The organism is Pseudotabrizicola alkalilacus (assembly GCF_003443995.1).
Taxonomy (GTDB): Bacteria; Pseudomonadota; Alphaproteobacteria; order Rhodobacterales; family Rhodobacteraceae; genus Pseudotabrizicola; species Pseudotabrizicola alkalilacus.
The window spans coordinates 145,955-170,744 of the sequence record NZ_QWEY01000010.1 but is presented as its reverse complement, the minus strand read 5'-3'; the positions used below and the strand labels follow the sequence as shown (position 1 = coordinate 170,744).

Here is a 24,790-nt window from a genome sequence, read left to right as displayed (position 1 = left end):
GGGGCTGGTGGGTGGTCTCGGGATGGGCGCAACTGGTACAAGGTGACGTAACGGAAGGGGCACTTGAAGAGCTATAACCCGGAATTGTCCCAGTTCAAGCCAACGTCTCGCATTCGGATGATAAAACGGGTATGGCATCGGGGAAAGACGTTTCGGGGTGAAAGATGATTGAAGCGGCATTGTTGAGTGGCGTTCCCTTGCCTGCGCTGATTGTCGGCCCTGATGAGCGGATTACCGTGATGAACCCCGCCGCTGTCGCCATGTTCGGGGCGGCGATGCTGGGGCGGCATCACGCGATTGCGTTGCGCCACCCCGAGGTGCAGGCGGCGCTGATGCGGGCCCTGCGCCAGAGCGAGGGCGGTGTCGCGCGGCAGGTGGTGCCGGGCCCGTCGCAGGATGCGGTGCACCGGGTGACGGTAACGCCGCTGCCACAAGAGGCGGGGGTGCTTTGTGTGCTGGAGGATCTGTCCGAAGTCGAACAGATGGGCCAGATGCGGCGCGAATTTGTGGCCAATGTCAGCCACGAGCTGCGCTCGCCGCTGACTGCGCTGACCGGGTTCATCGAAACGCTGAAAGGTGCGGCCAAGGACGATCCCGCCGCGCGCGAACGCTTTCTGGCGATCATGGAGCGCGAGGCCGGGCGGATGAACCGGCTGATCCGCGACCTTTTGCATCTGAGCCGGGTGGAGGCCGAAGAGCGGGTCCGCCCCACCGCCATGGTTGATCTGGTCGAGATCCTGCGCTCGACCAAGGCGACGCTGCGGCCACTGGCCGAATCCTCGGGGGTGACCGTGCGGCTGGATCTGCCGGACGGGCTGAAAACCCAGGTGCCCGGCGATGCCGATCAGCTGGTGCAGGTGTTTCAGAACCTGATGGAAAACGCGGTGAAATACGGCGGTGCCGGGGGGGAGGTTGTGGTGCGACTGACGCCCGACAGCTTGCCGAAAGCGGCCGCGTTGCGGATCGAGGTGATTGATCAGGGCGAGGGCATTGACGCCCAGCACCTGCCGCGCCTGACCGAGCGGTTTTACCGCGTTGACGGTCACCGCTCGCGCGAAAAGGGCGGCACCGGGCTGGGGCTGGCGATCGTCAAGCATATCGTTCAACGTCATCGCGGGCGGCTGAAAATTGACAGTACGCGCGGCATGGGCAGCACATTTGCGGTTATCCTGCCGTCAGAGTGATCAGAGCCTGCCGATCCGCTCGGCCAGCAGGGTAAAGAAACCATCGGCATCCAGCGACCCGACAAACAGCGCATTAGGCTTTCTGTCGGTCACCCGCCACCAGTCGGCCACGGTCATGCCCATGGTCAGCTCGGACGTGGTTTCGATCTCGACGTTGATGTGGCGACCCTCGAACAGCTCGGGCCGGATCAGCCAGGCGATCACGCAAGGGTCGTGAAGCGGCGCGCCTTCGCTGCCGTATTTCTGCTTGTCGAAGCGCTCAAAGAAATCGGTCCATTCCGCCACCAGACGGCCCGGTTCGGTGTTTAGCGCCCGGAACGCCGCGATCCGCGCCGGGGTGGTCAGCGCCTTGTGAGTCACATCAAGCGGCATCACAACAATAGAAACGCCGGATTTAAACACAATATCAGCAGCTTGCGGATCGACGTAAATGTTGAACTCGGCCACCGGCGTTACATTGCCCTGCTCGAAATAAGCGCCGCCCATCAGGATGATCTGCTGAAGGCGCGGGATGATGTCGGGCGCGCGCTGCATCGCGGTCGCCAGATTGGTCAGCGGACCAAGCGCGCAGAGCGTGACGGTCTGTGACGGCTCATTGCGCAGCGTGTCGATGATGAAATCGACGCCATGCTGATCCTGCAACGCGATGGTCGGCTCTGGCAGCACCGGGCCATCCAGCCCGGTCACGCCATGCACAGCCTCGGCGGTGACCAGCGGGCGCAGCAGCGGGCGGTCGCACCCGGCAAAGACGCGGGTTTCCGGTTTGCCGGCCAGTTCGCAGATGATCAGCGTATTGCGGGCGGTCAGCGCCAGCGGCACATTCCCGGCGACGGCAACGATCCCCAGCACCTCGACATCTTCGGGGCTGGCCAGTGCCAGCATGATGGCAACGGCGTCATCCTGTCCGGGATCGGTGTCGATGATGATTTTGCGCGGATTGCGGGTCATACGAGTCTCCTGTCAGCGCGCGAACCAATGCCAGCACGAATGATTTGTCCAGATGGTAAAATAATTGTCTCAAAATCTGTGTGATGGTAGCTTCAGTACAGTCGGTTGTGGGAGGCTGCGATGGGACGCGCGACTCTGTTGGTCGGAACAACCAAGGGATTGTTTTTACTGTATGGTCGCGACGGTTGGCGTGTCGAGGGGCCTTTTTGCGACGGCATGGGGATAAATCATGCCTTGGCTGAGGGGACGCAGATCTGGGCTGCCGGGGGTGGCGGCTGGTTTCCCGCAGGAGTCTGGCGGCGGCGGAATGGCGGGTGGAGCCTGTCAGGCGAGGGCTTTGACGGCGGCGTGCAATCGGTCTGGTCGCTGGCGCGCGATGGCGACCGCCTGCTGGCGGGCACCAAACCCGCCGCCCTGTACGAGTCGCGTGATGAGGGCGCGACATGGGGGAAGCTGCCCGGCCTGAATGCGGTGCCGGGCGCGGATCACTGGCAACCGGGGGCGGCGGGGCTGACGTTGCACACCATTCTGACCGATGGCAAAGGCGGGATCTGGGTCGGGATTTCGGCGGCGGGGGTGTTTCATTCGGCAGATGGGGGCGTGACGTGGGAGTCGCGCAATCGCCGCAGCAATCGCCCCGGCCCGGCAGGTGCGCTGGCACGCCATTGGGAGGGTGAGGAGTTCCGGCGCGAGGATGAGATTTTCCACTGTGTTCACAACATGATGTGGGGGGCCGAAAAGGGGCTGATCTATATGCAGAACCATCAGGGCGTCTATCGCAGCCGGGATGGGGCGCAGTCGTGGGAAGAGGTGACGGCAGGTCTGCCATCCACCTTTGGCTTTCCGGTTGGCGCGCATCCGCATGACCCCGGCACCATTTGGACCTTTCCGCTGAACGGCGACAGCGAGGGGCGGTTTCCGCCGGGGGCGTCGGCGGCGGTGTGGCGGTCACGCGATGGCGGCGAAAGCTGGCAGGACATGCGTGAGGGACTACCGGTAAAGGATTGTTTCTTTACGGTTTTGCGGCAAGGCATGGCGGTAGATCGGCACGATCCTGCAGGGGTGTATTTCGGCACCAACTCCGGTTCAGTGTTCGCCAGTGAGGATGAAGGCGACAGCTGGCAGGAGATCGCCCGCCATCTGCCGACCATTCTGTGTGTCGAAGTGGCGGTAGAATAGCAAAAGACCCCGGAATGATCCGGGGCCTTTGTCATTTCAGATCAGCAGATTAGCCGTCGAAGTTCACTTCTTCGATGAGCTTCAGCGCTGCCGGGCGCAGCTTGGCCACTTCGGTCAGCGGCTTGGTGTCGGCGGTGAACTCACCCCAGCTTGCCACCAGTTCCGACTTTTCCACGCCAGCCTTGACCGGGAATTCGTAGTTGGTTTCGGCATAGATCTTTTGCGCCGCGTCGCCGGTCAGCCATTCCATGAACTTGATGGCGTTGTCCTTGTTCGGCGCGGCTTTGGTCAGCGCCACGCCCGAGACGTTCACATGGGTGCCGGCATCGGTAAACGTCGGGAACACGATGTTGACCGCTTCGGCTGCCGGGCGCTGTTCCGGGTCGGCCATCATCTGACCGATGTAATAGGTGTTGCCAACGGCGATGTCGCATTCGCCAGCCGCAATCGCCTTGACCTGATCGCGGTCGCCGCCATCGGGTTTACGGGCGAGGTTGGCCTTGACGCCTTCCAGCCAGGTTTTGGCCGCTTCTTCGCCATGGTGGGCGATGACGGCGGCGGTCAGGGCGACGTTGTAATCATTGGTGCCCGAACGGATGCAGATACGGTCTTTCCACTTCGGATCGGCCAGATCTTCGTAGGTGGTCACTTCGCCCTCGGCCACGCGGTCTTTGCTGGCGTAGACGATGCGGGCACGGGTGGTGACCCCGAACCAGTGATTGGCCTCGTCGCGCAGCTCTGCCGGGATATTGGCAGCGAGCACCTCGGATTCGACGGGTTGGGTCACGCCAGCGTCAACCACCTGGGTCAGACGGGCGATATCGACGGTCAGCACCAGATCGGCGGGCGAGCGGTCGCCTTCGGCCACCAGACGCTCGGACATGCCCTTGTCAACGAATGCGATGTTCACCGTGATGCCGGTCTCGGCGGTAAAAGCGTCGATGATCGGCTGGATCAGTTCGGGCTGACGGTGGGAATAAATGTTGATCTCATCGGCAAGGGCGGGCATCGCCACGGTGCCAAGGGCAAGGGCTGCAAGGGAAAGACGGAAGGTCATGGTTGAGTCCTTTGGTCAGAAATTATGCAGCCCATAAACCTGACAAATTTACTTCGGTCAATAGTTGAGTGAAAAACTTTGGCTATTCTATTGGCGTCCTCGACGCTTTTTCTTCGGCCTTGGCCCGGTCCCACAGCACATCCATTTCGGTCAGATCGGATTCGGCTGGCGTGCGGCCCGCCTCGGCCAGCCAATCCTCGATCCGCTGGAACCGCCGGGTGAACTTGGCATTGGCAGCGCGCAGGGCGGCTTCGGGGTCAACGTTCAGGTGGCGGGCGAGGTTGGCCATGACGAACAAAAGGTCGCCGAACTCCTCTGTCACTTCGGCTTGCGACAGGGTGTCGCGGGCCTCGACCAGTTCCGCCGCTTCTTCGGTGATCTTGGCCACCACCTGATCGGTGGAGGGCCAGTCGAACCCGACCCGCGCCGCGCGCTTTTGCAGTTTGACCGCCCGCATCAGCGCCGGCAGGCCAAGCGCCACGCCGTCGAGCACGCGCGCCGGGCCACGCTCCGCCGCCTTCAGCGCTTCCCAGTCGGCGGTCTGCTGTGCCGCGGATTTGTCGCGCGACTCGGTGCCAAAGACATGCGGATGCCGGGCGATCATCTTGTCGGAAATGCTGCGGATCACGTCATCCAGATCGAAATGCCCGGCTTCTTCGGCCATTTGCGCGTGAAACACTGACTGAAAGAGCAAATCGCCCAGCTCGCCGCGCAGCTCGCGCCAATCCTGCCGGTCGATGGCATCGGCGACCTCATAAGCCTCTTCAATCGTATAGGGCGCGATGCTGGCGAAATCCTGTTCCAGATCCCAGGGGCAGCCGGTTTCGGGGTCGCGCAGCCGGGCCATTATGGCGCGCAGGCGGGGCAACCCGCCGTCGGGGTCGTGGATCAAGCTTTGGGGATCGGGCTGAGGGGGCATTGCAGGCACCTTGGTTTTCCGATTTGATCAAAGGCCGAAGTCCAAAGGAGTAAGACCCATGCCTGTCCTGAACCGTATCGCGGCTTTTGCCGAAGAAATGAAGGGCTGGCGTCGGCACCTGCATGCGAATCCCGAGCTGGAATTCGACTGCCACAACACGGCGGCCTTTATCGTCGCGCGTCTGCGCGAGATGGGGGTGGATGAGATTCATGAGGGGATCGCGAAAACCGGGGTGGTGGCGATCATCAACGGGCAGGGTCCGGGGCCGACCATCGGCTTGCGCGCCGATATGGATGCGCTGGCGATTCATGAGATGACGGGGGTGGACTATGCCTCGACCGTGCCGGGCAAGATGCACGCCTGCGGGCATGACGGGCATGTGACCATGGCGCTGGGGGCGGCGAAGTATCTGGCCGAGACCCGGAATTTTGCGGGGCGCGTGGCGATCCTGTTCCAGCCCGCCGAGGAAGAGGGCGGCGGTGGCGGCGTGATGGTGGAAGAAGGGGTGATGGACCGCTTTGACATCGCGCGAATCTTTGGCATCCACAATGCGCCCAACATTCCGCTGGGGCATTTCCAGACCACGCCGGGGCCGCTGATGGCCTCGGTCGATACGGCCTGGGTCACGGTGACCGGCAAGGGCGGGCATGGGGCGACGCCGCATGACTGTATCGATCCGGTGGTGGCGGTGGTGGCGATGGTGCAGGCGGTGCAGACCATCATCCCGCGCAACGTCTATGCGCTGGACGAGGCGGTAATCTCGGTCACGCAGATCCACGCGGGCACCGCGTCGAACATCATCCCCGAGGTGGCCACGTTTTGCGCCACGATCCGGTCGTTCAAGCCAGAGGTCCGCGATCTGCTGAAGCGGCGGGTGCTGGAGATTGTGGCGGGGCATGCGGCGGCGTTCAATGTGAGCGCTGAGGTGGAGTATGACTGGGGCTATCCGGCCACCGTGAACACGCCCGAGGAGGCCGATTTTGCCGCCGCCGTGGCCGCCGAGATTTCGGGCGAGGCGGCGGTGAATGCGCGGGCGCCGCGTGAGATGGGGTCGGAGGATTTCAGCTATATGCTGGAGGCCCGTCCGGGGGCCTATCTGTTCATGGGGATCGGGCCGGGGGCGGGGCTGCACCATGCGGCCTATGATTTCAACGATGAGGCCGCCCCGGTGGGGGCAAGTTTCTTTGCCCGGCTGGTAGAGCGGGCACAGCCGCTGGGGTGATGCGGTTTCCCCCTGTGTTACAGCTGATGATGTCTTTTTAAATCAACACCTTAACATGTGAATGTTAGGGGTTTCTTAACCTTTGATCTGTGGCTTATGGGCCGCAGGTCGAAGGGGAATGCGGCGGCCTTTCGGGGCGGTCTGGTCCTTTTTGATTGATCCGGGGGAGTCCGATCCCTATCATTTTCTTAAAATGGTGTCCTGGTCCTTGAAATGCGCCACGCATGAATTGGAAAACAGAGCGCTGCATTGAGGATGCGAGGGTCATATGGCGGAATTGCGTGGTGGAGCATTGGCTCCCTCCGGCGGTAAAAACACATTTGCGCTGGTTGCGACTGTAAAGGATGAAGGCCCCTATTTGTGGGAATGGGTCGCCTATCACCGGATGATCGGGTTTGATAATATCATCATATTTCAGAATGACTCGACCGATGGGACGCATCAGATACTGGCTGAAATGGCGCGTCATAATCTGATCACATACAAATACAACCGGGCCCCGCGCGGGTGCCATCAGGTCCGCGCCTATACCCGTGCGACCCGGCAACCCGGTTATCTGGCCGCCGATTGGGTCATGGCGCTGGATCTGGATGAGTTTCTGGTAATTCATGCCGGGGATGGCACATTATCATCGCTTTTCAAGGCGATGCCGGAGTTTGATTGCGCCTGTATCAACTGGCGTAAATTCGGCAATTCGGGATATGTCGCACCGCAAGACGGGCTGCTGACCGAAACATTCACGCGCTGCGAGACCGGGGCGGATATGGGGGTGAGGGTCGAGGCCTTCAAAGCGCTGTTCCGGCGCACGGCCTATGAACGACCGGGTGTGCATAATCCGCGGGCGCTGGAGTCGGGGCGTGATGATCTGCGTGTTGTGAACGGGTCGGGTCTGTCACCGGATGCGTATATCACCCGGAATTTTCAATGCTCGGACCCCGGATTGCAACGGTTTGCGCAGGTCAATCATTATATCGTCCGGGACGCATCGAGTTTTATCCTGAAAAGCGCAAAGGGCAGCGCGCATCAGGCCAACCGCAATATTGATCACCGCTATTGGCGCGGTCGCAACAAGAATGGTTCGGAAGACCTCCGGCTGGCGGCAATGGCGCCAAGGTTAAAGGCGGCGATGCAGCAGATGGATCAGCTGACAGGTGGCAAGCTGGCGGCGTTGACCGAACAGGCCCGCGCGCATCACCGGCAGGAGATTGACACGGTTCTGACCGAAGATTGGGCGCAAAAGCTGTATCAGCGCTGCGTGACCGATCCGAGCGCGCAGCTGCCCGCACTGACCAGGACGATGCCGTCGGGCACGATCACCTATCTGCAGGACAAAAGACCGAAAGCGCCGTTGCCGGTCGCGCAGGCGGACAGTGATAGGCCGGCCTATGACGGGCGGGTGCGCCGCGCGCGGGTTTGAAACGGGGGGCCCAAGCTGGTGGAGGTCTCGCCCCGATGTTCCCGCTATCAAACGGAAATCGGGGCTGCTAGCCTGCCACTCGGGTTTGGGTCTGGCCATCACGGCCCGCCGCCGGAGCAGGGTGTAACGATGAGAGTGATTTTGGCTGTGGCGGCTTTGGCCGCGGGTCCGGCGATGGCGCAGGAATATTACGCGTTTCAGTCGCCGACCGGCAATATCGGCTGCTATATCACGATCGAGGAAGAGACGATGGCGCGCTGCGATCTGGCCGAGTTCACGCCCAGTTTCCGCGACAGCGGCGAATGCGAGCTGGATTTCGGCCATGCCTTTGCCGTGGGCCAGTTTGGCCGGGCGGGCGCGATCTGTGCCGGGGATTCGGCGCTGGATGGTGAGGCCGAGGTGCTGGAATACGGCGAAGAGATCTACATCGAGGGCATCACCTGCTGGTCGGAACCGACTGGTATGAGCTGTGCCAATGACAACGGCCACGGATTCTCGCTGTCCAAACGCAAGCAAGAGGTGTTCTCAGCGGGGTCGGGGCAGGGTTGACAGGCCGGGGTGGCTCGGGTCATCTCGCGCCAACCGGATCTGGCGCGTCTCCGAGGGACAGAATGACGACCGTTTGGCCAACGGGAGTGTTTGACATGGCTCTGGAAGATGCGAAATCGCAGGTGGATACCGCCTTTACCCGCAAGGGGTTGAAGGGGCTGGCGTTTGAAAATGCCTTTGCCGGGGCTACCAGTTTTCTGCGCCGCACCTATACCAAGGATCTGACCGGAGTTGATCTGGCGATCACCGGGGTTCCGTTCGATCAGGCGGTGACGCACCGCACCGGCACCCGCTTTGGACCGCGTGCGATCCGCGAGGCGAGCGCGTTGCAGCCGTTTGACCCGCCCTATGGCTGGCCGACCAACCCGCTGGAAGAGATGGCCGTGGTGGATTACGGCGATGTCGCGTTTGACTATGCCCATACGCCCAGCTTTCCGGGGCTGCTGACCGATCATATCCGGGGGATACTGGCGGCGGGGCCGGGCACGGTGACGCTGGGGGGCGATCATTTCATCACCCTGCCGATCCTGCGCGCCTATGCCGAAAAGTATGGCCCGATGGCAGTGATCCATTTCGACGCGCATTCCGACCTGTGGCAGGATGATGACATGGACCGGATCGACCATGGCACGTTTTTCTACAAGGCGGTGAAGTCGGGGGTGATTGATCCCTCCGCGTCAGTGCAGATCGGCATCCGCACCCACTGCGACGATTATCTGGGGGTCGAGTATATCGACGCCCGTACGGTGCATGAGAAGGGCACAGCCCATGCCGTGGCGCGGGCGAAACAGATTGTCGGCGACCGGCCGGTCTATGTGACCTTTGACATTGATTGCCTCGATCCGTCCTGCGCACCGGGGACCGGCACGCCGGTCTGGGGGGGCTTGCACAGCTGGCAGGCGGCGGCGTGCCTGCGCGATCTGGCGGGGATCAACATGGTGGGCGGCGATATCGTCGAGGTCTCGCCCGCCTATGACACCACCGGGGCCACGGCGATTGCGGGGGCGCATGTGGCGCATGAGCTGATTTGCCTGTACCATTGGGCAAAATTCCGCAGGTGAAAAGGCCATGCGCATGATGGGGCTGATCTTTGCCGTTCTGATCGTGGCCGTGCTGGGGCTGATGGCCTTTGTGCGGCTGGCCCCTGCGGATGCGGCGCGCTGGCATGTGGCGCAGGATGGTACGGGCTGGGCCAAGGCGCCGTGGGATGCGGTGCTGTCTGAAACCGGCGGCGCGCGGCTGCGGCTGTCGGCGGCTGCGGGCGCGCCCGGTGATCTGCTGGTTCGGCTGGACGGCGTGGCGCTTGCCACGCCGCGCACCACCCGGCTGGCAGGATCGGTGGCCGAGGGGCGGATCACGTGGGTCACCCGCTCTGCCCTGTGGGGATTCCCCGATTTCACCACGGCAGAGGCGCGTGACGACGGGCTGTATATCCACGCCCGCCTGCGCTTTGGCCGCGAAGATATGGGCGTGAACGCCAAACGGCTGGAGGGCTGGCTGGCGGCGTTGTGAAGATGGCGACCCTTTGAGTTAGGCAATCAGGCGAGGACCCTTTGACACTGAGTTTTCGACAGGCCCGCGAGGCTGACATTCCTGCAATCGTCGGCATGCTGACCGATGATGCGCTGGGGAGGCAGCGCGAAGCGGATAGGGGTGATCTTTCGGACTATTACAGCGCCTTTCGCGAGATCGAGGCGGATGGCAATCAGCTCTTGTGCGTTGTGGAAAGCGCCGGGCAGATCGTCGGGACGCTTCAGCTGACGTTCATTCCGGGGTTGTCGCGGCGGGGGGCAAAACGCGGGCAGATAGAAGCGGTCCGTGTGGCCCGCAGCCATAGAAATCAAGGTATCGGTCGGGCGATGTTTGACTGGGCGATTGCGACGTGCCGCAGCCGGGGCTGTACGCTTGTGCAGCTGACGACAGACCGGGCCCGGCCAGAGGCGCATCGGTTTTACGAAAGCCTTGGGTTTGATGCGTCGCATGTCGGCTACAAACTGAGTTGCGCGGCGCCGCAATAACGCCGGTACCGCGCTTTGTGACAGATCGGAAGCAGCCAGATGCAGCCCCCTTTGCCATTGACCCCGCCACGCCCGATCCCTGCCGTGCTGGCGGTTGTTTTGCGCGCGGGGCAGGTGCTTCTGGTGCAGCGCGCCAATCCGCCGGATGCGGGGCTGTGGGGGTTTCCCGGCGGCAAGGTCGATTTCGGCGAAAGCCTGCTGGCGGCGGCGGAGCGGGAGTTGTGGGAAGAAACCGGCGTCAGGGCCGTGGCGGACCGCGCCTTTGCGGCGGTGGATGCCTATGATCACGGCGCGGATGGCCGGCTGCGCCAGCATTTTGTGCTGGTCGCGGTGCTGTGCCACTGGCAGGCGGGGGAGCCGGAGGCGGCGGATGATGCGCTCGACGCCAGATGGGTGGCGCTGAACGCGATGGAGCAGACGGTGGTCCTGAGCCGCGACGTGGCAGAGGTCGCCCGGCAGGCGGCGGGGCTGGTCTGAGGCGGTACTCAGGGTAAGCTGCCGGACGGCTCTCGCACCGCCGCAGGGGCAGGTTCATCCTCGGCCAGTGGCACCGGGTCGTCTCCGGCCAGGAAGTTGCCCAGTTTCTCCAGCCCCGGCACGTGGTCGCAGATCACCGAGATCACCACCAGCAGCGGCACGGCGATGATCATGCCGATCACCGACCACAGCCAGGCCCAGAGTGCGACGGTGAGGAAGACCACCACCGCATTCATCTGCAGGCGGCGGGCGACGAAGTAGGGGGTGATCAGCTGCCCCTCCAGCGTGGTGAAGGACAGATAAACCACCGCGACCATCACCGGCCAGAAGATGTCGGAAAACGTGACCAACCCCACCAGCAGGGCGATGCCGACGCCGGTGATCGCGCCCAGATAGGGGATGAAGTTGAGCGAAAACGCCAGCAGGCCGAACAACAGCGGCGAGGGCATGCCAAAGGCCCACATCGCAAGCCCTATGGCGACGCCCAGACAGGCGTTGATCAGGGTGATCGCCCCCAGATAGCTGCCCAGACTTTCCTCGATCTCGCGCAGGGCGGAATAGGCGTTGCGCTTTTCGCGCAGGGAATCAAAGCTTTGCACGATTTTCAGATAGAGCATGTCGCCCGAGGCAATCAGGAAGAACAGCAGGAACAGGGTCAGCGCGACCTGACCCATGATTCCGGGGGTGGTCGCCAGACCGTTGAGGATGGCAGAGGCCACATCTATCCCTGCGGTGCTGGCTACCGCTTCGGCATTGGTTGCCTCGCCGGTGGCTGTCGCGTCCCCGGTTTCTGCCTCGATCTGGGTCATGGCCGTGTCGATGGTCTCGAAGGTGCCGCGCAGACGCTGCAGCTTTTCGGTCAGAGCCGACTGGATGTCGGGCATATCGGCGATCAGCTGACCCGCCGGGCCGGAGACGGACCAGATCAGCGCGATGATGCTGAAGAACAAGCTAAAAACGATGCCCGCCGCTGTCACACCGGGGGCAACGCCCAGCCGCGACAGGCGGCGGCGGACCGGGACGAAGACAAAGAACAGCAGGATCGAAAAGGTGATCGGCATCAGAAAGTCGCGGGCAAAGGCGATGGCCGCGATCATGGCCAGAATGAACAGGCCGACAACCGGCCAGGATGGGCGCGGCCGTTTCGGACGGCTGTCGCGGTCGATCGGAAATTTGTGAACCGCAGTATAGGTGACAGGCGCCATGATGACCGTTTTCCCAAAATCCCGGCACAGAACACGGGACAACAGCGAAGCAAACGCAGCTTAGCGGTTCCGGTTCCACTGGCTACAGGGAATTTCCGGGCAATCTCTGCTGGCTTTGTGGCGGGCCTTGACCAGACCGCGCAATCGCGCCAAACCGCGCGGATGGTTCCGTTTGACAGACTTGCCCAGATCACCCAGCGCTTTGAGTTTCTCGAAGCGAAGATGAATGCCGGCGCGGCGCCAGGCGAGATTGCAAGCCTGAGCCGGGAATATTCCGAGCTGAAGCCGGTGGTCGATCAGATTGCCGCCTATCGCCGGGGCCTTGATGATATGGCCGAGGCCGAAGGCTGGCTGACCGACCCCGAGATGAAGGCTCTGGCCGAGGAAGAGCTGCCACGTTTGCGCGCGCGCATTCCCGAGATCGAACAGGCGCTGCGGGTGGCGCTGCTGCCGAAAGATGCGGCGGATGGGCGGCCTGCCATCCTTGAAATCCGGCCCGGCACTGGTGGCGATGAGGCGGCGCTGTTCGCGGGCGACCTTTTGCGGATGTATCAGCGCCATGCCGAGGGCAAAGGCTGGCGGTTCGAGATTCTGGAGCAGCAGCTGTCGGACCTTGGCGGCATCAAATCGGTGACTGCGCATGTGCAGGGCGAAGGCGTGTTTGCCCGCCTGAAATACGAGGCCGGCACCCACCGCGTGCAGCGTGTGCCGGAGACCGAGGCGCAGGGGCGGATCCACACCTCTGCCGCGACGGTGGCGGTGCTGCCCGAGGCGGAAGAGGTGGATCTGGACATTCCGGCCAGCGACATCCGCATCGACACCATGCGCGCCTCGGGGGCGGGCGGGCAGCATGTGAACACCACGGATTCGGCGGTGCGGATCACCCACCTGCCCACCGGTATCATCGTGACCAGTTCGGAAAAGTCGCAGCACCGCAACCGCGAGATTGCGATGCAGGTGCTGCGCGCCCGGCTGTTCGATCTGGAACGCGAGCGGATCGACCAGGCGCGGTCAGCCGACCGCAAGGCGCAGGTCGGCTCGGGGGACCGGTCGGAACGGATCCGCACCTATAACTTCCCGCAAGGCCGGATGACCGATCACCGGATCAACCTGACGCTCTATTCGCTGGCGCAGGTGATGGCGGGTGATCTGGACGGCATCATCGACGCGCTGCAGGCCGAGGATCAGGCCCAGAAACTGGCCGAGGCCGGGCTGTGACCACGCTTTCTGTGGCGCTGGTGCAGGCGGTGCGCGATTTGCGCGCGGGCGGTGTGCCCGATGCGGCAGGCGATGCGCGCGTGCTCTTGGCCCATGCGGCGGGGATCGCACCCGACCGGCTGACGCTGCATCTGCCCGATGCAGCGGCGGCGGATGTGCTGGCGCGCTTTGCCACGTTGATCGTTCGGCGCGCCGCGCGCGAGCCGGTGTCGCATCTGACCGGCGGGCGGCTGTTCTGGGGGCGGCGGTTTATTGTGACGCCCGACGTGCTCGACCCGCGCCCCGAGACGGAAACGCTGGTGGCCGAGGCTTTGCGCACGCCGTTTGATCGGGTGCTGGATCTGGGCACCGGATCGGGCGCGATTGTACTGTCGCTGCTGGCGGATCAGGTGGGGGCGCAGGGTCTTGGCGTTGATCTGTCCGGGCCTGCGCTGCAGGTGGCGCAGCGCAATGCCGATGCTCTGGGGCTGACCGGTCGCTGCCGCTTTGCCCATGGCGCGTGGTTTGCGCCGGTCAGCGGCCAGTTTGATCTGATCGTATCGAACCCGCCCTATATCACCGCAGCCGAGATGGCGGATCTGTCGCCCGAGGTGCAGCGCTATGAGCCGCATCTGGCGCTGACCCCCGGCGGTGACGGGCTGGATGCCTACCGCGCGATTGCGGCGGGGGTGGCGGCACATCTGGCCCCGACAGGGCGGTTGCTGCTGGAGATCGGCCCAACGCAAGCGGCGGCTGTGGTGCAGCTGCTGGCGCAGGCGGGGCTGGGGCAGATCCGGGTGCTGCCGGATATGGACGGGCGCGACCGGGTGGTGGCGGCACAGGCGGGCTGACGCCGGTTGCCGGGTCAAAAGCTGCGAAAAATCATCGCAGAACCGCCGATCCTTGCAATATAACGCAGAATCGACTTGTCAGACGCTGCGTTGCATGATTATTCAAAGGCAGGCGCTGTCCTAGCGCGGTGGGCATTTCGGCCCCCGTTCAGACTGTGCTTAAACCCGACCTTGCCTCAATTTCCCGTCACAGGGGTTGCACCATGCCGGTGCTTCATATCCGGGCAAGCCGGACATTCGGATCAAAGGACAAGATGCGCTCTTCCAAGTCCCGTTCGCGTTCCAAGCAGAACCGCCCGCGCACGCTCGGCAATATCATCAACCGGGTGTTCGAAAGCTCGGGCCCCGAGGGCAAGGTGCGTGGCACGCCGCAGCAGATCATCGAGAAATATCAGCTGCTGGCGCGTGACGCCCAGCTGTCGAATGATCGCGTGGCGGCTGAGAATTTTCTGCAACACGCCGAACATTACACCCGCATGCTGAGCGAAGCGCAGCGCGAAATGGCCGCCGAACAAGAGGCGCGCCAGCAGCAGTTCGGCCAGAATGGCCAAAACAACGGCCAGCATGGCGGTCAGAACAATGGCCAGCACGGTGGCGGCCAGCAGGGTGGTCAGAACAACGGCCAGCAAGGGCATGCGCAGGGCGGCCAGTATGGCAACCGCGACGGCAACCGGGATGGCAACCGTGACACACGCAACTGGCGTGATGACCGCGTTGTCGATCCGGGGCAGGGCGATCAGCCCGACGCCAGCCTGATCGACGACCCGCGCGGCGAAGATACCGGACTGGTTGAAACGCCCGAGGCTCGCCCGGCAGGTGACGCCCCGCGCCGCGAAGACCGCCCGCGCCGCAATGACCGCCCGGAGGGCGAGCGCAACCGCAACCGCGACGAAAACCGCAACACCCGTGGCCCGCGCCCGCCGCGCCCGGAGCGGACCGCCGAGGATCGCCCGGCAGCGACTCAGCCCGCGCCAGAGGCCGCAGTGCAACCCGTCGCCGCAGCACCCGAGGCGGCAACGCCAGACGTTGCAAAGCCTGAGCGTGCAAAGGCGCAGCAGCCGTCAAAGACTGAGCCTGCAAAGGCTGAGACGGTGACGCCAGAGGCTGCAGGGGCTGACCAACCGGCCGAGCCAAAGGTGCGCCGCCCGCGCGCGCCGAGAAAGCCGAAAGACAGCGCAGAGGCTGGCGACAAGCCAACCGATGACAAAGGCCCGCGCGAGGCCGCAGAGTAAACCGACTGACACGCCGCCCTTCGGGGCGGCGTTGCTTTATGCGGGGCAGCGCAAGTTTACGACCGCCCGCAGCGCGGCTCAGCGCGCTGCCACTGCCCGCGCCAGTGCGCAGAACTGTTCCAGCCCGATCTCTTCGGCGCGCTGGGTCGGCACGATGCCCACCCCCTCCAGCAAAGCCTCGACATTGCCGCCCAAACCCTTGAGACTGGAGCGCAGCATCTTGCGGCGCTGGTTGAAGGCCATGGCGGTCACGCGGCTCAGCACTGCCGCATCGGCGGGAAAGCGCGGCGCCTCCAGCCGGGTCAGATGCACCACCGCCGAATGCACCTTGGGCGCGGGGGTAAAGGCCTCTGGCGGCAGGTGCATCACGATCTTTGGCTCGGCCCGCCATTGCGCCAGCAGCGCCAGCCGCCCGTAATGGTCGGTGCGCGGCCGGGCCACGATGCGCTCGGCCACTTCTTTCTGAAACATCAGCGTCAGCGAGGTCCAGAACGGCGGCCAGACCGCGGGCGAGAGCCAGCGGATCAACAGCTCGGTGCCGACATTATAGGGCAGGTTCGACACCACCCGGATCGGCCCGTTCAGCCGTGCCGCCGCATCCAGCTCCAGCGCGTCGCCCTGCACGATCTCCAGCCGCCCCGGATAGGTGGCGGCAATCTCCTCCAGCGCGGGGATGCAGCGCGGGTCTTTTTCCACCACCAGCACCCGGCGCGCGCCCTCGGCCAACAGCCCGCGCGTCAGCCCGCCGGGACCGGGGCCGACCTCCAGCACGTCACAGGCCGACAGATCGCCCGCCATCCGCGCGATCTTGGCGGTCAGGTTCAGATCGAGCAGAAAGTTCTGCCCCAGCTGCTTTTTCGCCACCAGATCATGCGCCCGGATCACCTCACGCAGCGGCGGCAACCCATCAATCGTCGCCATATTCCTGACCACCCTTGTTCATTTTCTGTCGAAAAATATCCCGGGGTCTGGGGCAGAGCCCCAGTCCGACCTTACCGCAAGCGCGACGCCGCCATGTCCCACGCCATCCGGCAGGCCGCAACCAATGAATCGGGCAAGGCCACCCCTTTGCCCGCGATGTCAAAGGCGGTGCCATGATCGGGCGAGGTGCGCACGAAGGGCAGGCCCAGCGTCACATTCACCCCGCCGTCGAAATCCAGCGTCTTGATCGGGATCAGGGCCTGATCGTGATAGGCGCAGACGGCGGCGTCATAGCGGGCGCGCGCGCGGGGGTGAAACATGGTGTCGGCGGGCAGGGGGCCGGTCACCGCCATGCCCTCCGCCGCCAGCCGGGCGACGACGGGCGCGATCACCGCCGCGTCTTCCCAACCCATCGCACCGCCTTCGCCGGCGTGCGGGTTCAGACCAGCGACGGCGATGCGCGGTGCGGCAATTCCAAAATCACGGATCAGCCCGGCATGGGTCAGGCGGATCACCTGTTCCAGCAGGGCGGCGGTCAGGGCGGCGGGCACGTCGGCCAGCGGGATGTGGATGGTGGCAGGCACCACGCGCAACAGCGGCGAGGCCAGCATCATCACCACCGGCACATCACCCGCCAGATGCGCGAGGTATTCGGTATGGCCGGGAAAGGCAAAGCCCGCACCGTCCTTGAGCACCTTCTTGTGCAGCGGCGCGGTGACGATGGCCGAGGCAGCCCCCGATTGCACCAGATCCACCGCGCGGGCGATGACCTCGATCACGCCGATGGCATTGGCGGGCTCGGGCTGGCCGGGGGTGACGGGGGCGGCAAAGCGGTGCGGCAGCACCGGCAGATGATCGGGCGGCACGCCCTGTGCGGCCTCAGGCACCGCCACCTCGGTCCAGCGCGTGCCGGACGGCAGGTGGCGCGGGTCGCCCAGCCAGACAAAGGGCACAGCGGCCCCCAGAATCGCACGGGCCCGCACGGCAAGTTCCGGGCCGATCCCGGCCGGTTCGCCACAGGTCATGACCAGCGGCGGCCGGGTCATGGTGTGCTGATGATGGCTTCCGAGCGCAACTCTTCGAGATAGGCTTCGGCCAGCAGGGTCAGGCGGCGCGAGATCAGCTGTTCGCGGATCGCTTCGCGGTCAATCGGGCCGTCGATCTTTGGCCCACGGCCGCAGAGCATCAGGAACACGCGGGCGCCGCCACGGGTGATGGCGGTGGAGTATTCGCCGGGGTCCAGCTGCGCCAGCTGCAGCGCCACATCGGCGGGCAGGTCGCGCACGGTGCGGTTTTCCACCTTCAGCTGGCTTTCGGGCAGGCCGCGCGCTTCGGCAAAGAGATCCTTACAGCTGTCAAGACGGGTGTGCATGGCAGCAGCCTGCGCCTGCACGTCCGGCGTGTTGGGCATCAGGAATTCGGCATATTCCACCTGTACCTCGGGCGCGGTGGATGTGTCTTCGGCCACATCGCGCAGCTGGAACACGGCCACCGCATTGGGCAGGGTCACCGGCTCTGACACCTGACCGGGGCCGAGGGCGAGGACGAGTTCAACAATCTGCGGCGGCAGTTCCGAGGTCGGGGTCCAGTCCAGCCGACCCCCGCGCCCGGCAGAGGGCGAGGCGGAATAGCGCCGGGCGGCGGCGGCGAAGCCGTCTTCGGTGGTGATTTCGTCGCGCAGCTGGCGGGCAAGGGCCTGTTGCTCTTCGGGGTCGCCTTCGACCGGCAGGATCAGTTCGGACAGCAACAGCTGCATGCCGGTGTTGACGGTGCCGCCGACGATGGCACGGTCAATCTCTGCCTCGCTGATGGTAAAGCTGCCAGCGTAGCGGCCGCGTACCAATTCGCGCCACAGCAGGCCATTGCCGGCAAAATCGCGGAAGGTTTCCATCGACACCCCGGCCTGACCCAGCGCTTCGACAAATTCGGCGGCGGTCAGGTCAGCGCGGGCGGCGAATTCCTCCATCCCTGCGGCCAGTTGCTCTTTGGTCAGGCGCAGGCCAAAGCGTTTGGCCTGGGCTGCGGCCAGACGGTCCTGAAGTAGACCCTTCATCGCCTCTGCCTCGGGGTCGCCGGGCACGCGCAGCAATTTCAGAAACAGCTTGCGCTGGTCCATCTCGTAGCGGGTGATCACGGAGTCATTGATGCGCATCACGACCTGAAACGGCGATCCGTCCTGTGCCGCAGCGCTCTGGGGCAGGGTGGCGAACGGGGCCGCGAGGGTGGCCATCAGGGCGGTCGCCCGGAAAAGTTGAGAGAAAGCTGTCGTCATGCGTTCTGCCGTCACTGTACTTGCGCCTTTCACGTCTTGCGCCCGATTGGTCTGCCCCGTTGGTCTGCCCGGCCCCTGTTCCCCTAGCGTCTGCAACTGCGCGCAGGCCCGGCGATGGTGCCGGCACCAAAGCCGACCAGATCGACCGAAAGGCCGAAATCTGTTGTCGGCTTCACACTAGTCGAGGATGCGTAGCGACGCGAGAGAGAAAGATCGACCAGCACGCATTCGTTGCGGAACTGAATCCCCAGCCCGGTGCGGTTGGCACGCCGGGTCTCCAGATCATATCGGGCCTGTGCGCGGGCGGTCCAGACGTCGTTGATCTTGTAGCTGCCGTCAAACGCCAGTTCGGCGATGTCGGCGGGGCGTTCCTCGGCGGGGTCGGCGGTCAGAAACACATAAGACCCGGCAATGCCATAGCGCGCCCCGGCCAGATCGAGCCGGGTTTCGGATTTGGTCAGCTTGAAGCCGTCGTTGATCAGCACCCGCTGACTGATCCCCATGCCTTGGGGCAGGGTCAGATGGGCGGCGGCAAGCCAGTCGGAATTGCGCCCGTCGAGGCCGGAGGCGGCAGAGAACTGACCCAGATCTTCGGTGCGGAACACCCGGCCCACGGCGGTGGACAGGGTCCACCCCGCCGGATCGACGCGGGTATAGCCCACCCCGACGTTGAGCCGCCCGCCCCGCTCTGTCGCGTCAGAGCCGGGATAGCGGTTCATCGAGAAAAGGTTGCCTTCGTCGAATTCCACCAGAAGGGAATCTTCGTTGGGCAGGGATTCGGTGCCTTTGGGGGCCCAGACGAACTGCACCACAGGTTCGATCACATGGCCGGTGCCACCCGCCCCGGATTTGGCCCAGGGCCAGCGCAATTCAACAGCCACGCCGCCGTGCAGGCGTGACGGGGTGCCGCCAAAGCTGTTGTCTTGCGTGATGCGGTAGGCGTCGGCGGTGACCTCGCCCAGCGTGCCGGCGATGATGCCAAGGGGCAGATCCCAGTTGCGCCGCCAGTCCAGCCGCAACGAGGCGCGGGTGACATCGCGGCCAAGGGCGGGCAAGGGGCCATAGCGGCCATCGGGATCGGTCGGATCACTGGAACTGCGGTAATGGCCATGGGTCTGAAACCGCAACCCGGCCTCACCGCCCAGCAGGCCGCCAGAAAAGCGGCGGTGATAGGTCATGTCGGTCACAATGGTCGGCAAGGTGGCATTCGACTCGCCCGGACGGATCGAGCGGATGCCGACCAGACGGGCCTGTATCAACTCGTTGCGCTGGGTACGGCTGATCTCGACCCGGCTGAGCAGGCGGTCAGAGCCGGGCAGGCCGTAGTCTTGCTGATAGTCGGGGTCGCTGACGAGGATGCCGTCAAAGGTCAGGGCAAAATCGCGCGGCAGGGCAAACTGGCCGACGGCGGTCATGTAGTACCGGGTGTCGCCCGGTATCAGCTCATCACGCGACACGGCGCCGTTCAGCTCGATCTGGCCGGTGGCAAAGGCCTGACGGTAGCGCAATTCGACCGTGCGGCCGGATTTGGTCGAGAGATAAGGCGTGATGGTCAGGTCACGGTGTGGCCCGAGGGTCTGGAAATACGGCAGCTTGATCCCGGTGCCGAGGCCCGAGGTGGTGCGCAGCTGCGGCCGCAGAAAGCCGCTGGTGCGGGTCAGGGTCGGATCGGGCATGCGCAGGCGCGGGAAATAGGCGACCGGCAGGCCCGAGACGCGGAACTGGGCGTGATCGAAATAGATCTGCCGTTCCTGCTGGTCGTGCAGCACCCGCCGGGCGCGGATTTCCCACAAGGGCGCGGCCCCGTTGCAGATTTTGCACGAGGAGGCGACCGCGTTGTCAAGCTGGGTGTAGCGGCCCCCGACGCGCTGGATCTGGTTCGCGGCCAGCTGCAACTCACGGTTCAGGACCAGCCGGGCGCTGGTCAAAACGCCTTCGGTCAGGTCGGCGGACAAATCGGCCTGCGAGGCGACAAGGATGGTATTGTCGCCATCGACCAGAACAATCGGCCCGGTGATGGTCAGCCGGTCGGCGGCGCGGTCATAGGTGATGCTGGCCGCGCGCAGGGTGCTGCCCTGATAAAACACCTCGACCCCGCCATCGGCGATCAGCTTGCCCCCGGCGTCGATGCGGACGGTATCGGCCACAAGTGCGGCCATTTCCTGTGCAGAAGTGGTCTGCGCCGGGGTCAGCGTCAGCAGGGCTACGGTGGCAAGGGTGGTGAGCAGACGGCGTAACATCGGGGACCGCATCAGCCATCCTCCAGATGCAACAGCAGGCCAAGCGCCAGCAGGATGGCAGCGACAGGGGCGGCCCATGCGGAAAGCAGGATCGGGATTTGCCCATTATTCCCAAGAACTTGTGCGAAGTTTCTGAGAAAGAAGATAAAGAAGCCGCCCAGGATGGCCAACAGCACATAAATCCCGGTCTTGCCCAGGCGCGCGTGGCGCATGGTGAACCCGGCGGCGATCAGCACCATGGCGGCCAGCAGCAGCGGTTGCGCCAGTTCCATCTGATACCAGACCCGGTGCGCGCGGGCCGAAAAGCCCGCCCGCTCCAGCCCGGAGATATAGGCGGGCAGGCCCCAGAATGGCACCGCCGAGGGCTGGCCAAAGCTGTCGCGAATCCGCTCACGCGTCAGGTTTGAGGCAAGGGTGGACTCCGCAGGCAGGATCAAAGCCTCTCGTTCGGGGTTTTGGCTTGTCATGTCCCAACGCTTGGCCCCCGTCAACGCCCATGCACCGGGGATCAGCCGCGCGCTTTGCGCCTCGACCCGTTCGGCAGCCAGACCATCGGGGCCGAACAGCATGAAGGTCACCCCGAACAGCTCGGTCCCGTCGGAGTTTGCGCGCAAGGCATGGATCACGGTCTGCCCGTCTTCGGTGCCCTGTCTCAGCCAGAGGCCGGAATCGGCCAGCGACAACGTGCTTGCCGCGCCATCGGCAGCGGCGGCCCAGAGCCGGTCATATTCCTTTTGCGTGGCGGCGACCAAAGGGTTGAACACCGCAATCGTCAGCCCGCCGATCATCAGCGCCATCAGCACCGGGGCCAGCAGAAACCGCAGCGCCGAGCGCCCGGCGGCCCGGATCACCACCAGCTCGGACGAGCGCGCCAGCGACAAAAACAGCGTGATCGCCGCCAGAATGGTGATCAGCGGCAGGATACGGTACAGGTTGGCGGGGGTATTCATGGCCGCCAGATGCAGAGCCCCGGTGGTGCCGATGCCCCGGCCGGAAAAGCGGCGCAGCTGTTCGACCATGTCGATCAGCATCATGATCGCCCAGAAGGTGCCCAGCACCTGCAGATAGGCCCAGAGAAACCGCCGTGCGATATATCGGGACAGGATCATGCCAGCGCCCCCGCTGCCGCGCGCTGTTCCCGGCTGAGCCAGCGCGGACGCTGCGACAGCCAGAGCAGAAACACCCCGATGCAGATGCCGAACACAGGGGCGGCATAAACGGCAGGCCAGGCCAGCTCGGACCGGATGGCAAGGCCGGTGCCTTGGGTATTGATCATCTGCACAACGATCAGCAGAACCACCGCCATGCCGATCTGCCGCCACAGCCCAAAGCGGCTGAACGCCCCCAACAGCAGCGCGCCGAAGCCGATCAGCGCCGTCGCCAGCGCCAGAAACGGCTGGGCGATGCGGTTGTGCCCCTCTTGCAGCAGATTGGCGCGGCTGGAGCCGACCTCGGCCACCAGTGCCGCATCAGCGCGCAACAGCTCCAGCGTCGAGGCCTCATCCAGCGTGCGGGTGCCGGGGGCCGCAACCCCCAGCATGCCACCCAGATCATAGGTGGCATCGGCAAAGCGGGTGACCGAAAGCCTGCGGCTGGTGTGGTCCAGATCCTGCGTCATCCCGTCAAACATCAGCAGTTTCGGCCCCTGATCGCCGCGCGCCAGCAAAGCGCGGCGGGCGGTATAGGTGGTGGTCACATTGGCATTGCGGTCATCCGACAGAAACACGTCGCGCAATTCGCCGGTGGCGGCAATCTCGCGGATGTACAGCGTCAGGCCATCGCCGGGGTGCATGAACTGACCGTCGCGCAGAAAGCGCGCGGTGACATTATCGGCAATCTCGGCGCTGCGCGCGGTCAGGGCGGCGCGGCTGGCCGGGACCAGCACATGTGTCAGCACCGACATCATCAGCATTACCACCAGCCCGAAGACAATCACCGGACGCGCCAGCCGGAACGACGAAAACCCGGTCGCCTGCATCACCACCAGTTCGGAATCGCTCATCAGCCGGTTGGCGACATAAACGGCGGCGGCAAAGGCCGACACCGGCAATACAAGCCGGATCACATTGGGCAGGGTCAACAGCGAGAATTCAACGAAAACCAGCGCCGATTGCCCGTCGCCGATCAACTGGTCAAACAGGCCAACCGCGCGGTTGACCCAGTAAACAGACACCAGCAATAGGGAAAAGAACCCGAACAGCGCAAGAAGTTGCGACAGCAGGTATCTGTCGAATCTTGGCACGGCTTTGATCGCTCCCTCACCCGAATTGCCGCCACGCTAGGCGAAATGCGCGGGATTGGAAACTGGTATCTGGTCATTGCCGGGGGCGCGGGCTAGCCTTTGCCGGTCGGGGCACTGTGCCGCCAAAGCGTGCCGCAGCGGCGCACCCGCCCCATCAAACCGCCTGACCAATGATCCGAGGACCATGATGACCCAACCTGTGCCGATCCAGTTTCGTGAAAATGATGCCGAGGCTCTGGCCACCCAGCCGGGGCGGATCGTGCTGTTGGCCGAACCGGGGGCAAGCCTGACGCCACTTGCGCGCAAGCTGGACAGGCTGACCCGCGGCGCGGTGACGCGGGCGGCAGGATCGGAGAGTTTTGCCGCGTTGAAACCGGGCGACGGGCTGGAACTGGGCTTTCCCGCCGGGCTGGCGGCAGAGACGGTGCAGATCCTGCGGCTGCCGCGCAAGGCGACGCAGGCGCAGGCGCGCAAGGCCGGGGCTGCGGTGGGGGCAAAGCTGTCACCGCAGGAGACGCTGGTGCTGGCGGAAAACCATCCGCTGGCCGCCGATATCGCCTTTGGTCTGGCAATGCGCGCCTATGACTTCACCCCGCACAAGACCGCAGCACCGAAGGCCGTCGGGCCGGTCACGCTGATGGTCAGCGCCCCCGAGCAGGTGGCGGCGGCGGCCAATGCCGGCGCAGCCGTGGCCGAGGGCGTGTTTTTCACCCGCGATCTGGTGAACGAGCCCGCCAATGTGCTGACCACCTATGATTTCGCCGCCCGTCTGGCCGCCATGCAGGAACTGGGGCTGGAGGTCGAGATCCTGGAGGAAGACGAGCTTCTCAAGCTGGGCATGGGCGCTCTGCTTGGGGTTGGTATGGGGTCGGAGACGCCGTCAAAAGTCGTGGTGATGCAGTGGAATGGCGGGCCAAAGGGGGAGGCCCCGTTTGCGCTGGTCGGCAAGGGCGTGGTGTTCGACACCGGCGGCATCTCGATCAAGCCCGCAGGCGGCATGGAAGACATGACGATGGATATGGGCGGCGCCGGTGTGGTGGCGGGTGTGATGCGCACGCTGGCGCTGCGCAAGGCAAAGGCCAATGTGGTGGGGCTGGTCGGGCTGGTGGAAAACATGCCCGATGGCCGCGCACAGCGCCCCGGCGATGTGGTGAAATCCATGAAGGGCGACACGATCGAGGTGATCAACACCGATGCCGAGGGCCGTCTGGTGCTGGCCGATGTGCTCTGGTACGCGCAGGAGCGGTTCAAGCCCTCGGCCATGATCGACCTTGCCACGCTGACCGGGGCCATCATCGTGGCGCTGGGGCATGAGAATACCGGCGTGTTCTCCAATGATGACGCGCTGTGCGACGCCTTCCTCAAGGCGGCAAAGGCCGAGGGCGAGGGCGCCTGGCGGTTGCCGATGGGCGAGGCCTATGATGCCAAGCTGAAATCCCGCATCGCCGATATGATGAACGTGGGCGGGCGCGACGGCGGCGCGATCACGGCGGCGCAGTTCCTCGCGCGGTTTGTAAAGCCGGACGTGCCGTGGTGCCATCTGGACATCGCGGGGACGGCGCTTCTGAAAGCCGACAGCACCCTTGCGCCCAAAGGGGCCACCGGCTGGGGCGTGATGGCGCTGGACCGGCTGATCCGCGACCGGTTCGAGGGGAAATAA

Annotated in this window: 23 protein-coding genes; 13 read left to right on the top strand and 10 right to left on the bottom strand. The window is 64.5% G+C overall.

Going from position 1 to position 24,790, the window contains the following annotated elements; translation table 11 throughout:
• Window positions 1-164 precede the first annotated feature (164 nt).
• Window positions 165-1,184: an ATP-binding protein gene (locus D1012_RS16980; protein WP_118155068.1), complete on the top strand. Its 1,020-nt coding sequence runs from the start codon at window positions 165-167 to the stop codon at window positions 1,182-1,184.
• On the opposite strand, the gene D1012_RS16975 is transcribed toward D1012_RS16980, so the two are convergent.
• On the bottom strand, window positions 1,185-2,132 hold the full coding sequence (locus D1012_RS16975) for a nucleoside hydrolase (RefSeq protein WP_118155065.1): 948 nt from the start codon (window positions 2,130-2,132) through the stop codon (window positions 1,185-1,187).
• Between the two features lie 120 nt (window positions 2,133-2,252).
• Here D1012_RS16975 and D1012_RS16970 point away from each other — a divergent pair, with 120 nt between their 5' ends.
• Window positions 2,253-3,311, top strand: a complete 1,059-nt coding sequence (locus D1012_RS16970; RefSeq protein WP_118155062.1) for a WD40/YVTN/BNR-like repeat-containing protein — start codon at window positions 2,253-2,255, stop codon at window positions 3,309-3,311.
• A 49-nt stretch (window positions 3,312-3,360) separates the two neighbouring features.
• On the opposite strand, the gene D1012_RS16965 is transcribed toward D1012_RS16970, so the two are convergent.
• Both D1012_RS16965 and mazG read right to left on the bottom strand, forming a co-directional pair.
• Window positions 3,361-4,368: a Fe(3+) ABC transporter substrate-binding protein gene (locus D1012_RS16965; RefSeq protein ID WP_118155059.1), complete on the bottom strand. Its 1,008-nt coding sequence runs from the start codon at window positions 4,366-4,368 to the stop codon at window positions 3,361-3,363.
• A gap of 82 nt (window positions 4,369-4,450) precedes the next feature.
• Window positions 4,451-5,287: a nucleoside triphosphate pyrophosphohydrolase gene (gene mazG / locus D1012_RS16960; protein WP_118155056.1), complete on the bottom strand. Its 837-nt coding sequence runs from the start codon at window positions 5,285-5,287 to the stop codon at window positions 4,451-4,453.
• A gap of 58 nt (window positions 5,288-5,345) precedes the next feature.
• On the opposite strand from mazG, the gene D1012_RS16955 reads away from it, so the two are divergent.
• The 7 genes from D1012_RS16955 to D1012_RS16925 all read left to right on the top strand — a co-directional run bounded on the left by D1012_RS16955 (window position 5,346) and on the right by D1012_RS16925 (window position 10,970).
• The gene (locus D1012_RS16955; RefSeq protein WP_118155053.1) at window positions 5,346-6,509 is read left to right on the top strand and encodes an amidohydrolase; all 1,164 of its coding nucleotides are present in this window, start codon (window positions 5,346-5,348) and stop codon (window positions 6,507-6,509) included.
• Window positions 6,510-6,777: 268 nt separating this feature from the next.
• Window positions 6,778-7,926 (top strand): glycosyltransferase family 2 protein, encoded by a 1,149-nt coding sequence (locus tag D1012_RS16950; protein ID WP_118155050.1) that lies wholly within the window; start codon window positions 6,778-6,780, stop codon window positions 7,924-7,926.
• Between the two features lie 129 nt (window positions 7,927-8,055).
• Window positions 8,056-8,475: a DUF6636 domain-containing protein gene (locus D1012_RS16945; RefSeq protein WP_147335724.1), complete on the top strand. Its 420-nt coding sequence runs from the start codon at window positions 8,056-8,058 to the stop codon at window positions 8,473-8,475.
• Window positions 8,476-8,570: 95 nt separating this feature from the next.
• The gene (gene speB / locus D1012_RS16940; RefSeq protein ID WP_118155044.1) at window positions 8,571-9,536 is read left to right on the top strand and encodes an agmatinase; all 966 of its coding nucleotides are present in this window, start codon (window positions 8,571-8,573) and stop codon (window positions 9,534-9,536) included.
• Between the two features lie 7 nt (window positions 9,537-9,543).
• Complete coding sequence (locus D1012_RS16935) at window positions 9,544-9,987, top strand: DUF1499 domain-containing protein (RefSeq protein ID WP_354002047.1); 444 nt, start codon at window positions 9,544-9,546, stop codon at window positions 9,985-9,987.
• A 41-nt stretch (window positions 9,988-10,028) separates the two neighbouring features.
• Entirely contained in the window at window positions 10,029-10,493 is a 465-nt protein-coding gene (locus D1012_RS16930; protein WP_199489544.1) for a GNAT family N-acetyltransferase, read from the top strand.
• Between the two features lie 39 nt (window positions 10,494-10,532).
• A complete protein-coding gene (locus D1012_RS16925; protein WP_118155038.1) occupies window positions 10,533-10,970 on the top strand; it encodes an NUDIX hydrolase in 438 nt (145 codons plus the stop codon).
• Between the two features lie 8 nt (window positions 10,971-10,978).
• Here D1012_RS16925 and D1012_RS16920 read toward each other — a convergent pair whose 3' ends face one another.
• Window positions 10,979-12,175 (bottom strand): AI-2E family transporter, encoded by a 1,197-nt coding sequence (locus tag D1012_RS16920; RefSeq protein WP_118155035.1) that lies wholly within the window; start codon window positions 12,173-12,175, stop codon window positions 10,979-10,981.
• A gap of 162 nt (window positions 12,176-12,337) precedes the next feature.
• On the opposite strand from D1012_RS16920, the gene prfA reads away from it, so the two are divergent.
• The 3 genes from prfA to D1012_RS16905 all read left to right on the top strand — a co-directional run bounded on the left by prfA (window position 12,338) and on the right by D1012_RS16905 (window position 15,455).
• Window positions 12,338-13,393: a peptide chain release factor 1 gene (gene prfA / locus D1012_RS16915; RefSeq protein WP_118155207.1), complete on the top strand. Its 1,056-nt coding sequence runs from the start codon at window positions 12,338-12,340 to the stop codon at window positions 13,391-13,393.
• Window positions 13,390-14,223: a peptide chain release factor N(5)-glutamine methyltransferase gene (prmC, locus tag D1012_RS16910; protein ID WP_118155032.1), complete on the top strand. Its 834-nt coding sequence runs from the start codon at window positions 13,390-13,392 to the stop codon at window positions 14,221-14,223. The genes prfA and prmC overlap by 4 nt, the downstream gene beginning before the upstream one ends.
• Before the next feature lie 203 nt (window positions 14,224-14,426).
• Window positions 14,427-15,455, top strand: a complete 1,029-nt coding sequence (locus D1012_RS16905) for a DUF4167 domain-containing protein (RefSeq protein WP_233517158.1) — start codon at window positions 14,427-14,429, stop codon at window positions 15,453-15,455.
• Window positions 15,456-15,533: 78 nt separating this feature from the next.
• Here D1012_RS16905 and rsmA read toward each other — a convergent pair whose 3' ends face one another.
• The 6 genes from rsmA to lptF all read right to left on the bottom strand — a co-directional run bounded on the left by rsmA (window position 15,534) and on the right by lptF (window position 23,130).
• Window positions 15,534-16,376, bottom strand: coding sequence for a 16S rRNA (adenine(1518)-N(6)/adenine(1519)-N(6))-dimethyltransferase RsmA (gene rsmA / locus D1012_RS16900; protein ID WP_118155029.1), 843 nt, complete (start codon window positions 16,374-16,376; stop codon window positions 15,534-15,536).
• Window positions 16,377-16,447: 71 nt separating this feature from the next.
• Window positions 16,448-17,422 carry a 4-hydroxythreonine-4-phosphate dehydrogenase PdxA gene (gene pdxA, locus D1012_RS16895; RefSeq protein WP_118155026.1) on the bottom strand — a complete coding sequence of 325 codons (975 nt, stop codon included), beginning with the start codon at window positions 17,420-17,422 and terminating at the stop codon, window positions 16,448-16,450.
• On the bottom strand, window positions 17,419-18,648 hold the full coding sequence (locus D1012_RS16890) for a peptidylprolyl isomerase (protein ID WP_118155023.1): 1,230 nt from the start codon (window positions 18,646-18,648) through the stop codon (window positions 17,419-17,421). Before D1012_RS16890 ends, pdxA begins: the two co-directional genes overlap by 4 nt.
• An 83-nt stretch (window positions 18,649-18,731) precedes the next feature.
• The gene (locus D1012_RS16885) at window positions 18,732-20,900 is read right to left on the bottom strand and encodes an LPS-assembly protein LptD (protein WP_118155020.1); all 2,169 of its coding nucleotides are present in this window, start codon (window positions 20,898-20,900) and stop codon (window positions 18,732-18,734) included.
• The gene (gene lptG, locus D1012_RS16880) at window positions 20,900-21,997 is read right to left on the bottom strand and encodes an LPS export ABC transporter permease LptG (protein ID WP_118155017.1); all 1,098 of its coding nucleotides are present in this window, start codon (window positions 21,995-21,997) and stop codon (window positions 20,900-20,902) included. The genes D1012_RS16885 and lptG overlap by 1 nt, the downstream gene beginning before the upstream one ends.
• The gene (lptF, locus tag D1012_RS16875) at window positions 21,994-23,130 is read right to left on the bottom strand and encodes an LPS export ABC transporter permease LptF (protein WP_118155014.1); all 1,137 of its coding nucleotides are present in this window, start codon (window positions 23,128-23,130) and stop codon (window positions 21,994-21,996) included. Before lptF ends, lptG begins: the two co-directional genes overlap by 4 nt.
• Before the next feature lie 187 nt (window positions 23,131-23,317).
• Between lptF and D1012_RS16870 the strand changes: the two genes are divergently transcribed.
• Window positions 23,318-24,790: a leucyl aminopeptidase gene (locus D1012_RS16870; RefSeq protein ID WP_118155201.1), complete on the top strand. Its 1,473-nt coding sequence runs from the start codon at window positions 23,318-23,320 to the stop codon at window positions 24,788-24,790.

What these genes read in the sequence shown, in the direction of transcription:
- D1012_RS16945 (WP_147335724.1), top strand. Translation starts at nt 8,056, where the DNA reads ATGAGAGTGATTTTGGCTGTGGCGGCTTTGGCCGCGGGTCCGGCGATG.
- D1012_RS16975 (WP_118155065.1), bottom strand. Translation starts at nt 2,132, where the DNA reads ATGACCCGCAATCCGCGCAAAATCATCATCGACACCGATCCCGGACAG.
- rsmA (WP_118155029.1), bottom strand. Translation starts at nt 16,376, where the DNA reads ATGGCGACGATTGATGGGTTGCCGCCGCTGCGTGAGGTGATCCGGGCG.
- prfA (WP_118155207.1), top strand. Translation starts at nt 12,338, where the DNA reads ATGGTTCCGTTTGACAGACTTGCCCAGATCACCCAGCGCTTTGAGTTT.
- D1012_RS16870 (WP_118155201.1), top strand. Translation starts at nt 23,318, where the DNA reads ATGACCCAACCTGTGCCGATCCAGTTTCGTGAAAATGATGCCGAGGCT.
- D1012_RS16890 (WP_118155023.1), bottom strand. Translation starts at nt 18,648, where the DNA reads ATGACGACAGCTTTCTCTCAACTTTTCCGGGCGACCGCCCTGATGGCC.
- D1012_RS16905 (WP_233517158.1), top strand. Translation starts at nt 14,427, where the DNA reads ATGCCGGTGCTTCATATCCGGGCAAGCCGGACATTCGGATCAAAGGAC.
- D1012_RS16925 (WP_118155038.1), top strand. Translation starts at nt 10,533, where the DNA reads ATGCAGCCCCCTTTGCCATTGACCCCGCCACGCCCGATCCCTGCCGTG.
- pdxA (WP_118155026.1), bottom strand. Translation starts at nt 17,422, where the DNA reads ATGACCCGGCCGCCGCTGGTCATGACCTGTGGCGAACCGGCCGGGATC.
- speB (WP_118155044.1), top strand. Translation starts at nt 8,571, where the DNA reads ATGGCTCTGGAAGATGCGAAATCGCAGGTGGATACCGCCTTTACCCGC.
- D1012_RS16955 (WP_118155053.1), top strand. Translation starts at nt 5,346, where the DNA reads ATGCCTGTCCTGAACCGTATCGCGGCTTTTGCCGAAGAAATGAAGGGC.
- D1012_RS16965 (WP_118155059.1), bottom strand. Translation starts at nt 4,368, where the DNA reads ATGACCTTCCGTCTTTCCCTTGCAGCCCTTGCCCTTGGCACCGTGGCG.
- D1012_RS16920 (WP_118155035.1), bottom strand. Translation starts at nt 12,175, where the DNA reads ATGGCGCCTGTCACCTATACTGCGGTTCACAAATTTCCGATCGACCGC.
- mazG (WP_118155056.1), bottom strand. Translation starts at nt 5,287, where the DNA reads ATGCCCCCTCAGCCCGATCCCCAAAGCTTGATCCACGACCCCGACGGC.
- D1012_RS16950 (WP_118155050.1), top strand. Translation starts at nt 6,778, where the DNA reads ATGGCGGAATTGCGTGGTGGAGCATTGGCTCCCTCCGGCGGTAAAAAC.
- D1012_RS16970 (WP_118155062.1), top strand. Translation starts at nt 2,253, where the DNA reads ATGGGACGCGCGACTCTGTTGGTCGGAACAACCAAGGGATTGTTTTTA.
- D1012_RS16935 (WP_354002047.1), top strand. Translation starts at nt 9,544, where the DNA reads ATGCGCATGATGGGGCTGATCTTTGCCGTTCTGATCGTGGCCGTGCTG.
- D1012_RS16885 (WP_118155020.1), bottom strand. Translation starts at nt 20,900, where the DNA reads ATGCGGTCCCCGATGTTACGCCGTCTGCTCACCACCCTTGCCACCGTA.
- D1012_RS16980 (WP_118155068.1), top strand. Translation starts at nt 165, where the DNA reads ATGATTGAAGCGGCATTGTTGAGTGGCGTTCCCTTGCCTGCGCTGATT.
- lptG (WP_118155017.1), bottom strand. Translation starts at nt 21,997, where the DNA reads ATGATCCTGTCCCGATATATCGCACGGCGGTTTCTCTGGGCCTATCTG.